Genomic DNA, 10743 nt, shown 5'->3' on the forward strand with positions numbered 1-10743 from the left:
CTCGTCAATTTCCCCAAAAAACCTTACCTTTGTGCCTCAAATTATCAAATTTAAGTATGAAACTTTTTTTTAGAAAAACTGGCGAAGGTCAGCCAATTTTGATTCTACATGGTGTTTTTGGTTCTTCAGATAATTGGTTTTCCATTAGTAAAATGATTGCCGAAAAGGGTTATGCGGTTTATGCTTTAGATGCTCGAAATCATGGACAATCGCCTCGTAGTGAGGACTTTAGCTATGAATTGATGGCAGATGATTTGAATGAATTTATCGAAGATAATGCTTTAGAAAAGCCAGTTATTATTGGTCATTCGATGGGTGGAAAAACGGTGATGCACTTTGCTATGAAATACCCAGAAAAGTATTCAAAACTCATCATTGTTGATATAGCTCCTAAGTTTTACCCATCCCATCACGGGCATATTATTCAAGGCCTAAATTCGATTGATTTAGAAAATCTTAAAAACCGTAATGAAGCTGAAATACAATTAGCAAAATACGTATCAAATGTGGGAGAAAGACAATTTTTATTGAAAAATATTTACCGAACCGAAGAAGGGAAATTTGACTGGCGAATAAACTTACCAGTTTTGAGCAGAGAAATTTATCAAATTGGTGGAGATTTTACTGATGTTCATGAGGTAGGAGTACCTGTACTTTTTCTTCGTGGAAGCGAATCGGGTTATATTCATGACGAAGACATTCCTGCTATCAAGAAAACATTCCCCAATGCAATTATACAGACGATAGAAGGAGCAGGGCATTGGGTACAGGCCGAAAAACCTACCGAATTTGTAGAAGCAGTTTTAAATTTCGTTGCAAGGTAGAGACGCATTGTAATGCGTCTCGTAGGTAGGACAATGTGAGTGGGAATTATTGAATCATTCCTGCAACAATTTTTGCCGATGATAACGCCAATGGTATTCCTCCTCCAGGGTGTACGCTTCCACCTACGAAGTAAAGATTTTTGATTTTTGATGAGAAATTAGCGTGTCGTAAAAAAGCTGCAAATTTATTATTTGAACTATTACCATACAAAGCACCTTGTGCCGAGGAAGTTTTAAATTCAATGCTTCTTGGGTCAAGAATTGATTCATTTTCTATCAACTCGGCAATATTTACGCCCAAATTTCTACTTAATTTATTGATGACGTTTTGTCGAGTTTCGGCTATAATTTTCTCCCAATCTTGACCTTCATTGGCGGGAGCATTAATCAAAACAAACCAGTTCTCACAGCCTTCGGGAGCATCATCTTTTTTATATTTTGAAGTAATATTTAAGTAAATTGTAGGGTCGTGATAAATTGTTTTTTTCTGGAATTGATGTTCAAATTCAGTGCGATAATCATCAGAAAAAAAGATATTATGCAAGCCTAATTCTTTGAAATGATGTTTGATTCCCCAATAAAAAATAAGACCCGAACCACTTTTATCTTGATTAAGAATTTTATCGGGGTGTTTTTCCTTTGGCAATAATTTTCGATAAGTTGGAGTTACATCCATATTTGAAATGATGAGTGATGAATGATGAATGAGTAATGTTCCGCTGATGGGCGAGTTTTGGTCATTCTTACTCTCATTTCTCGAATCTCGAATCTTGAGCCCTTTTACAATATTATCTTCAACTAAAATCTCTTCAACTTTGGTATGATAATGAAATTCTACGCCCAAATCTTCTGCCAATCGAACTAAGCTTTGAGTAATACCAAACATGCCATCTTTCGGAAAAAATGCCCCAATGTTATATTCCAAATGCGGAATGATATTGAGTGTTGCAGGCGTTTGATAAGGGTCAGAACCATTATAAGTAGCATATCTATTAAATAATTGAACGGCTTTTTTGGTGGAAAAAAAACATTCATTTGCACCATTCATTGTACCGAAAATACCTAACTTATGTAAATTAAAATATCCTCTGAATGCCTTTTTTGAAGTCCAAGTAGAGAGTTGATGAAGTGAATCTTCTAAGAAAAGTCCGCTCAAAATTTCATATTTAAAAGCACTATCTTTTAGAAACTTACGGATTTTTTCGGCAGGCTCACCAAGTTTTTTTTCAGCATCTTCGGCAAATTGGTTGATGTCAGCAGAAACATTTAAACGAGTACCATCTTCCCAAAAGTATTTGCAAACTTCGGGGAGTTGGATATACTGAAAGTAGTCAATAGGATTTTTGTTAGAAATTTCAAAAAGTTCATTCACAAATTGAGGCATTGTAAACAAAGAAGGCCCAGCATCAAAACGATAATCACCTTGCTGAAATTCACTCAATTTTCCACCAGGATAATCATTGGCTTCAAAAACTGCTACGTTATACCCTTTATTTGCCAAACGAATAGCAGTTGCAATACCTCCAATTCCTGCCCCAATGATTGCTACATTCATAAAATCTTATTAAATCGTTGAATTGATAAATATAACATACTTTGCTAATGAACTGTTACAAATATTACTGGAAAAAGATGAAAATATAGCTTTGAAAAAATCTTGAATTAGATTTTTTGCTTTAAAATATTAAATTTATCGCAAAAATTGAGATTTTTTCTTTATTTTGCGTCTTAATATAAATAACCCAAATTAATCATAAAATCAATTAACCTCACCCTGAGTAAAACCACCAATGGCAAAATTATTGATTGTTGATGACGAAAAAAGTATTCGAGATGCCCTACGTGACATCTTGGAATATGAAGAATACGAAGTAGATGAAGCAAAAGATGGCGAAGAAGGGCTCGAAATGGTGCTAAAAACCCAGTATGATGTGGCTCTTTGTGATATCAAAATGCCTAAATTAGATGGGCTTGAGATGCTGTTGAAAGCCAAAGAAGAAGGGGTAATGACCCAATTTGTGATGATTTCTGCTTTTGGAAATGTCGAAAATGCTGTTGAAGCAACCAAACGTGGTGCTTACGATTTTATTACTAAGCCACCTGATTTGAATCGTTTGCTTGTAACGGTGCGTAATGCCATTGAAAAAAACAAAGATGTAGAAGTAATCAAAGTTCTTAAAAGAAGAATTTATAAAATCAATGAAATCGTTGGTGAGTCTGACCTTATCAAGAAAGTAAAAGAAACCATCGATCGTGTAGCTCCAACGGAAGCACGTGTATTGATTACAGGGCCAAATGGTTCGGGTAAAGAAATGGTTGCCAAGCAAATTCATGAAAAAAGTAACCGTTGTAATCAACCTTCAGTTGAGGTAAACTGTGCTGCGATTCCTTCAGAATTGATTGAAAGTGAACTTTTTGGACATGAAAAAGGAGCTTTTACTTCGGCAATTAAGCAAAGAATTGGTAAATTTGAACAAGCTGATGGCGGTACACTTTTCTTAGATGAAATTGGCGACATGAGCCTTTCAGCACAAGCAAAGGTGTTACGTGCTTTGCAGGAAAGTAAAATTACCCGTGTTGGCGGAGATAAAGAAATTAAAATCAATGTAAGGGTGATTGCAGCAACAAACAAAGATTTGAGAAAAGAAATTGCTGAAGGAAACTTCCGTGAAGACTTATTCCATCGTCTGAATGTTATTCCGATTCATGTTCCTGCATTATCTGACCGTAAAAATGACATTCCTTTATTGACAGATAAGTTTTTGAATGATGTAGCAGAAGAATATGGTGATGCAACCAAAGAGTTTGATGCAGACGCTATGGAGTATATGAAAAACTTGCCTTGGACAGGAAATGTGCGTGAATTACGCAACGTAGTAGAGCGTTTGGTAATAATGTGTGGACCTACTATCACACTTGATGATGTGAAATTGTATGCTGGTATTGGTTTTTAAGTAGTCAATGGACAACAGTCGATAGATGACAGATAGAAAAAGCGTCATGTTGAGATTCTCAGCATGACGCTTTTATTTTGTTAGCTATATTATAAAAATATTGTCTGCGGACTAATAAACAAATTCTCCAAATTCGCTTTTGATCGTTACTTTTTTGCTTTCGGCTGCTTCAACTCGACCAATAATTTGAGCATCAATTCCAAACGATTGAGAAATTTCGATAATACGTTGGGCATGAACTTCATCCAAATAAACTTCTAAGCGATGTCCCATATTGAAGACTTTATACATTTCTTGCCAAGAAGTTCCGCTTTGTTCTTGAATTAATTTAAACAGTGGAGGAATCGGGAAAAGATTATCTTTGATAACATGCAAGTTTTCGATAAAATGTAAAACCTTTGTTTGAGCTCCGCCACTACAATGTACCATGCCATGAATTTTCGAACGAAGTTCGGTCAAGAATGCTTTGGCAACTGGTGCATACGTACGAGTAGGAGATAGGATGAGTTTGCCTACATTTGTGCCAGCTATTTCCTCAGTTAATTCCTTTCCGCCGCTATACACCAAATCTTTGTTTATTTCATTGTCGTAGCTTTCTGGATATTTTTCGGCATAATTTTTAGACAAAACATCGTGTCTGGCAGAAGTCAAGCCATTACTTCCCATGCCTCCGTTGTAACTATTCTCGTAAGTCGCTTGTCCGTAAGAAGCTAAACCAACAATGACATCTCCTGCTTTAATATTATCATTAGAAATAATTTCATTTCGTTTCATTCGGGCAACGATGGTGCTATTGACAGCAATAGTTTTTACAAGGTCTCCCACATCGGCAGTTTCACCACCAGTACTATAAATTTCTACTCCGTGGCTACGAAGCATCGCTAAACAATCTTCTGTACCGTTGATAATTTCTCCAATTACTTCACCAGGAATTTTATTTTTGTTTCTATCAATACTCGATGAAATCAACATCGGGCCAACTGCTCCCACACAAATCAAATCATCAGTATTCATCACAATTGAATCTTGTGCAATGCCACGCCAAACCGAAATGTCCCCTGTTTCTTTCCAATATAAATAAGCTAATGAAGTTTTTGTACCAGCACCGTCGGCGTGCATAATATTGCAATAATCGGCATCTCCGCCTAAAGTATCAGGCGATATTTTACAAAATGCTTTTGGAAAAAGCCCTTTGTCTAATTTCTCAATTGCCTTATGTACATCTTCTTTTGCAGCCGAAACGCCACGCTGCATATAACGGTCAGTCATTTTAATAGTCTATTATTGAGTCACAAAGGTACTTGTTTAATGGGGAATGTAAAATGGATAATTGAAAATTAATAGTAGCACAATTCTCCGAATTGTACAAAACAAACAATTCGGAGAATTGTGCTACATTTTTTTTCGTTTCTTTAAATCAAATTTTTCGCCTTTTTGAAGCATCAAAAACTTCATTTCATTGGGCTGCTTTAAGGTTTCAAAAATCATTACTTGACTTTCGCCCAAGACTTCTGCATAGCGATTTTGCTCCACCACTAAAGCTGTATTTTCGTCAATACCAACACCTAACAGGGTAGGATTTTTGAAAATCAAGCCAATCAAACGATTTTGTCTTTGACGTTTGATAAAATGCTGATCAACAATGATTTCATTCATTAGTCCAAGTCCTTTTTTTGTTTCAACTTTCGAACCATCAATCACCTTGAAATCACCTTCCCCACTGATCATTATTTCCGACATAATGGCTGTCCCAGCACTTGTTCCTGCAAAAATTACGCTATTTTTATACATTTCGTGCATAGTTTTGAATAACTCTTCATCTTTCAAAACATCCATGATACGATTTTGGTCGCCGCCGCAAAAAAATACTCCTTTAGCGGTTTTTAGTTGAGCTAAAAGTTTTGTTTTTGTTTCTGCATTGAGCGGAGATAAAGGAGCATTTTCAACTGAAATTTTTGAAAGAGCAGCCACTTCATTTTTAATGTTTGAAAAAGCAATTTCTTGTTCGCCACTCGCCCATGGAATCACTAATATTTTACCATTTTCATTGCCACTAAATTCGATGAATTTTGTCAAAATATCAGGTGTTCGTTTGCCTCCACCAATCAAAATTAAACGTTCTTGAGCAAAGCTGATACTTGATATAAAGAATAGAAGTAAGGATAATTTTCGAGTCATGTTTTCAGAAAAATGGTTTATATCTTTTTTTTGTTGATTTTGCAGTATATTTCAGTCATAATTATAATTAACCAAACTTATACTTTTCAATCAAATCTATGAAAAAAAGTTTAATTCTTTTGCTTTTAGCCTTGGCTTCTTGCAGAAATACTACGCAACAAACTTGGCAACTTGCACCTTTTGCGAAACAGGATGCTGAAAATCCGATTTTAGGAGCAGTCGATACGACGACTTTTAATGACCCGATTTTGCAAAAATCAATCAATTGGGAAGCAAAGGATGTGTATAATCCTTCGGCAGTGGTGCGTGATGGGAAAGTATATTTGCTTTATCGAGCAGAAGATACTTTAAAAATTGTTGATGGTACTTCTCGTTTGGGTTTGGCTATTAGCGAAGATGGGATTCATTTCAAACGCCAAACAAAACCAGTGTTTTTTCCTGACAATGATTTTATGAAGAAATACGAATACCCAGGTGGTTGCGAAGACCCACGTTTGGTCGAAACTGAGGATGGGAAATATATTTTAACTTATACCGCTTATGATGGAAAAACAGCAAGGCTTTGTGTAGCTTCTTCGTCAAACTTACAGAACTGGAAAAAAGAAGGTTTGGCTTTTAAAGACCCTAAAAATGAAATGTTGTGGTCGAAATCAGGGGCGATAATTTGTAAGAAGGTTGAAGAAAGATTTGTAGCAACCAAAATCAATGGCAAATATTGGATGTATTGGGGTGATACCAATTTATTTTTGGCAAGTTCAGATAACCTGACTGACTGGAAGATTTTGGAAGACGAAACAGGAAAACCCAAGCCAATTGTAAAACCTCGTGATGATAATTTTGATAGTTGGTTGGTAGAATCAGGCCCAGCAGCATTTATTCAAGAAGAAGGAATATTCCTTATATATAATAGTGCCAACAAAGGTTTTCAAAATAAGAGTAAAGATAGCAAAAATGCTTACCGTGCTGGCCAAGTACTTTTTGATAAAAATGACCCTTCTAAAGTTATCGACCGTTCAAAAACTTTTTTCTTTGAACCCGATAAACCTTACGAACTCGAAGGACAAGTAAACCATGTAGTTTTTGTAGAAGGTTTAGTGAATTTCAAGAAGAAATGGTATTTGTATTATGGTACTGCCGATTCTAAGATTGCAGTGGCTGTGAAAGAAGAGTAATAATCATTTTTAGATAGATTTGACAACTTGCGAAACGTCGCACCGTTCAAAAGTTGTCAAATCTAAAATGATTATTTTAAACTTTCCAATTCAATAATTCCTCTAAAGCCGAATCAACTTTATCGAAGTCAAAATCATTGATGGTTTTATTCATCATTTTGGTGATTTCTTCATTACACAAATTTCCAATACTTCCTTCGAGTGTATGATTTAGTTCTCGTGGAGCTTCGTAGCTGCCACCAAAAACTTCCTCTTTTACTTGCAAATAAGCATCTCTAAAAGGTAAACCTTGCATCACCAATTCATTGACACGCTCGACTGAAAAGATTGGGTCATATTTTTTGTCTTCCAAAAGATTGGGTTTTACTTCAATATTTGAAAGCATGAAATGAGCAATGTCTAAGCATTCCAAAATTTGGTCGAAAGCAGGCATTAAGATTTCCTTTAAAATCTGCATGTCTCGATGATAGCCACTTGGAAGATTACTTGTGACAAATGCCAGCTCAGTTGGAAGACCTTTCAAACGATTGGTTTTTGCTCTCAGAAGTTCGGCCACATCAGGATTTTTCTTGTGAGGCATAATACTGCTACCCGTCGTGAAATCATCTGGCAAAGTCAAGAAACTAAAATTCTGAGAATTGTAGAGACAAATATCCATCGCCATTCTTGACAGCGTTGTAGCCAAAGAGGTAAGCCCTGAAAGTACTACATACTCAGTTTTTCCACGAGTCATTTGGGCATATACTACATTATAATTAAGGTCATCAAATCCCAAAAGTTTTGTAGTCAAAGTTCTATTTAATGGAAACGAACTTCCATAACCTGCCCCCGAACCAAGCGGGTTTTTATTAACGACTTTATAAGCTGCTTGCATCACCACAATGTCATCGACCAAACTTTCGGCATAAGCCCCAAACCAAAGCCCAAAAGACGAAGGCATGGCAATTTGCAAATGCGTATATCCAGGCAATAAATCGTTTTTATGTTTATTACTTAGTTCGATGAGTTTATGGAAAAGTTGTTCGCTTTGTGTAACAACTTGACGAACTTGGTGACGCATAAACAGTTTCAAATCGACCAGTACTTGATCGTTGCGTGAGCGGCCACTGTGGATTTTTTTTCCTGCATCTCCGAGTGCTTGTGTTAGTAACCACTCTACTTGTGAATGAACATCTTCAATATTTTTTTCGATGAAAAATTTGCCATTTAAAATATCATTATATATCTTTCGACACTCATTCAAAATGAGTCTAAGTTCTTCGGTTTCGAGCAAGCCGATACTCTCTAACATAATGGCATGAGCCATTGAGCCGAGTACGTCAAACTCTGCTAAATACATATCCATTTCACGGTCTCCGCCAACCGTAAATTTTTCAATGCGAAGGGCAGCTTCTATTGAGCTATCCTTCTTATCTAAATTTTTATTGCTTTCCTTTTGCCAAAGTTTCACGAGATTTGTGGTTTTATTAAGCTACAAAGTAACGCTGTTTTTCTTTGTAAATGAAGTATTTAGAAGTTTTTTAGATGTTTGCATCCGCCTGATAATTTTTAGCACGGTTTTTGCACAATTTGTAATTGATTAGAATTACCTAATATTATTAGATAGTCTTGTATTTCAAATAGTAATGATATTTTCCGATTATTTTTAGTTAAAAAAAATATAGGAACATAAGTGAAAGTTTGGCACAGATTTAGATAATGTGGGTAGGTAAGTATGGCAAATATTATGCCAAATAGTGCCATTTAGTGCCGTTTCTTGGAAAGAATACCTTTTTGAATATAAGCAAGTTACTGGAATTGAAAAATATTATTATTGATCAGTTACATTTTCTTATTTTTTGAGTCATAAATTTCATAAGAAAGACTCCCTTCTTGGGACGATATTCTTACATTTATTTCTATTTTGCTATTGAGTGAACCTTTACTATTATAAAAAGATGATTGAATTCTACAAGCCTCTTCATGAGGGTATGGTATATTTTACCATAAGCTCCCTCCGCATTTTTTTTCCCCACTTCAAGCATGATGCACAACTGTGCATGATTTCGATACGCTAAAAGACGATTCTTCGCCTTTGGGCTTTGCTATTGGGTAAAATCAAACTTTAGTAAAGGAAAATACTCATAATTACAAAAATACCCTGATTAAATTGAATATGAGATTAATTTTTACACTACAAAAAGCTATTTACAATATTACTGCTATTTTAATAGTGGCTAATAGTGTTTTGGTTTATGGTAGTGTTGGGTTTATCAGTGAGAACCCAAGCTCAGGAGCAGTTATTGGAGCAACAGTAGCTACGAAATGGGGTGAAATGACTGTAAGGACGATGAAACATACTCCTGGTGGCACACCGACCTATGGTTCAAGATCAGTAGGTTATATGGGCTTAACTATGTACGAAAGTATTGTTTGGGGAACACCAAAAAAGAAATCAATGGTTGGTCAAGTGTCAGGATTAGAAAATTTGCCAGTACCTAATAGTTTATACAAATACAATTGGATTCTATCTTTGAATGCTGGGCAATCTTACTTACTAAAACAATTATACTCACAAACATCTGCCATCAATAAAGCGAGCATTGATTCGCTTGAAAAAGTAATTTATCAATCTGAAATAGGATCAACGAGTCAAGAAATTGCTGAACGTTCGGTTAAATTTGGACAAGAAATTGCCAAAGCGATTTATGAATGGTCAAAAACTGATGGAGGATTTGAAGGCTACAAAAGAAACTTTGATAGTACTTATCAAGTTCCTGTGGGTAATGGTTTTTGGAAAGCTCCTAAAAAAGGTCAGTCTCCAGTTGAATTGCCTTTACATCCATACTGGGGAAAAAACAGAACGTTTGCTCCTGCAAATGGCGTTTTGCCTGTTCCTGAAATCATACCTTTTGATTATCATAAAGACTCTCCTTATTATGCTCAAATGTATGAAGTATTTGCCAAAAGAAATACTTTAACCCAAGAGGAAAAAGAGATAGCTAATTGGTGGGGTGATGATCCTTCTCAAACATTTTCACCACCAGGGCATTCATATAATTTAGCAACCATAACAATCAAGACAGCTAAACCAGATTTATTTACTGCAGCAGAGACTTATGCACGTGTTGGAATGGCAGTGGCAGATGCTTTTATTAATTGTTGGAAATGCAAATATACCTATCATGCCGAAAGGCCATTTTTGTTTATTTATTATAATCTAAGCAGAACATGGAACCTCTTTTGGCCAGAACCTCCATTCCCAGCTTTTTATTCAGGACACGCAGGACAGGCCGCCGCCGCTGCATCGGTACTAACAGATTTATACGGAGGTGCATTTAAATTCATTGATGATTCACATGTTGGAAGACCAAAAGATGAATGGAGGTCGGTTGAGTATAAAGCTCGAAGATTTAATTCATTTTGGGAGGCAGCCTTAGAGTCTGCCAACTCTCGTTTATACGGAGGCATTCATACTTGCCAAGATAATGAAGTAGGTTTGAAAGAAGGTAAGAAAATTGGGCAGAATATCAATGCTTTATCTTGGAGAAAATAACAAATATAATATTTAGTAAAAGCGAGTACAACTTTTGCATTTATAAAAAAAATTGAGTGAAAAATTACAATTACAATACG

At 35.7% G+C, this 10743-nt stretch carries 8 protein-coding genes; 4 read left to right on the top strand and 4 right to left on the bottom strand.

Annotation, left to right across the window (positions count from 1 at the left end):
• Positions 1–56 precede the first annotated feature (56 nt).
• Complete coding sequence (locus ACQUQZ_RS05150; protein WP_435353694.1) at positions 57–824, top strand: alpha/beta fold hydrolase; 768 nt, start codon at positions 57–59, stop codon at positions 822–824.
• 46 nt (positions 825–870) lie between these two features.
• On the opposite strand, the gene crtD is transcribed toward ACQUQZ_RS05150, so the two are convergent.
• A complete protein-coding gene (gene crtD / locus ACQUQZ_RS05155; protein ID WP_435353696.1) occupies positions 871–2379 on the bottom strand; it encodes a 1-hydroxycarotenoid 3,4-desaturase CrtD in 1509 nt (502 codons plus the stop codon).
• A 235-nt stretch (positions 2380–2614) separates the two neighbouring features.
• On the opposite strand from crtD, the gene ACQUQZ_RS05160 reads away from it, so the two are divergent.
• Positions 2615–3778 (top strand): sigma-54-dependent transcriptional regulator, encoded by a 1164-nt coding sequence (locus ACQUQZ_RS05160; protein WP_435353697.1) that lies wholly within the window; start codon positions 2615–2617, stop codon positions 3776–3778.
• A 111-nt stretch (positions 3779–3889) separates the two neighbouring features.
• Here ACQUQZ_RS05160 and ACQUQZ_RS05165 read toward each other — a convergent pair whose 3' ends face one another.
• Both ACQUQZ_RS05165 and ACQUQZ_RS05170 read right to left on the bottom strand, forming a co-directional pair.
• Positions 3890–5047 carry an AIR synthase-related protein gene (locus ACQUQZ_RS05165; RefSeq protein ID WP_435353698.1) on the bottom strand — a complete coding sequence of 386 codons (1158 nt, stop codon included), beginning with the start codon at positions 5045–5047 and terminating at the stop codon, positions 3890–3892.
• 123 nt (positions 5048–5170) lie between these two features.
• Positions 5171–5956 (bottom strand): cyanophycinase, encoded by a 786-nt coding sequence (locus ACQUQZ_RS05170; protein ID WP_435353699.1) that lies wholly within the window; start codon positions 5954–5956, stop codon positions 5171–5173.
• A gap of 98 nt (positions 5957–6054) precedes the next feature.
• Between ACQUQZ_RS05170 and ACQUQZ_RS05175 the strand changes: the two genes are divergently transcribed.
• Positions 6055–7128, top strand: a complete 1074-nt coding sequence (locus ACQUQZ_RS05175; RefSeq protein ID WP_435353700.1) for a glycoside hydrolase family 130 protein — start codon at positions 6055–6057, stop codon at positions 7126–7128.
• Positions 7129–7204: 76 nt separating this feature from the next.
• On the opposite strand, the gene argH is transcribed toward ACQUQZ_RS05175, so the two are convergent.
• Positions 7205–8578 (bottom strand): argininosuccinate lyase, encoded by a 1374-nt coding sequence (argH, locus tag ACQUQZ_RS05180; protein ID WP_435353701.1) that lies wholly within the window; start codon positions 8576–8578, stop codon positions 7205–7207.
• Between the two features lie 705 nt (positions 8579–9283).
• Here argH and ACQUQZ_RS05185 point away from each other — a divergent pair.
• Positions 9284–10663 (top strand): vanadium-dependent haloperoxidase, encoded by a 1380-nt coding sequence (locus tag ACQUQZ_RS05185; protein WP_435353702.1) that lies wholly within the window; start codon positions 9284–9286, stop codon positions 10661–10663.
• The last annotated feature ends 80 nt before the right edge of the window (positions 10664–10743 follow it).

The sequence above is a fragment of the Emticicia sp. SJ17W-69 genome, from assembly GCF_051209875.1.
Lineage (GTDB): Bacteria > Bacteroidota > Bacteroidia > Cytophagales > Spirosomataceae > Emticicia.

Excerpts from the sequence above, each read along its gene's own strand:
- ACQUQZ_RS05150 (WP_435353694.1), top strand. The coding sequence starts at position 57 with ATGAAACTTTTTTTTAGAAAAACTGGCGAAGGTCAGCCAATTTTGATT.
- crtD (WP_435353696.1), bottom strand. The coding sequence starts at position 2,379 with ATGAATGTAGCAATCATTGGGGCAGGAATTGGAGGTATTGCAACTGCT.
- ACQUQZ_RS05160 (WP_435353697.1), top strand. The coding sequence starts at position 2,615 with ATGGCAAAATTATTGATTGTTGATGACGAAAAAAGTATTCGAGATGCC.
- ACQUQZ_RS05165 (WP_435353698.1), bottom strand. The coding sequence starts at position 5,047 with ATGACTGACCGTTATATGCAGCGTGGCGTTTCGGCTGCAAAAGAAGAT.
- ACQUQZ_RS05170 (WP_435353699.1), bottom strand. The coding sequence starts at position 5,956 with ATGACTCGAAAATTATCCTTACTTCTATTCTTTATATCAAGTATCAGC.
- ACQUQZ_RS05175 (WP_435353700.1), top strand. The coding sequence starts at position 6,055 with ATGAAAAAAAGTTTAATTCTTTTGCTTTTAGCCTTGGCTTCTTGCAGA.
- ACQUQZ_RS05185 (WP_435353702.1), top strand. The coding sequence starts at position 9,284 with ATGAGATTAATTTTTACACTACAAAAAGCTATTTACAATATTACTGCT.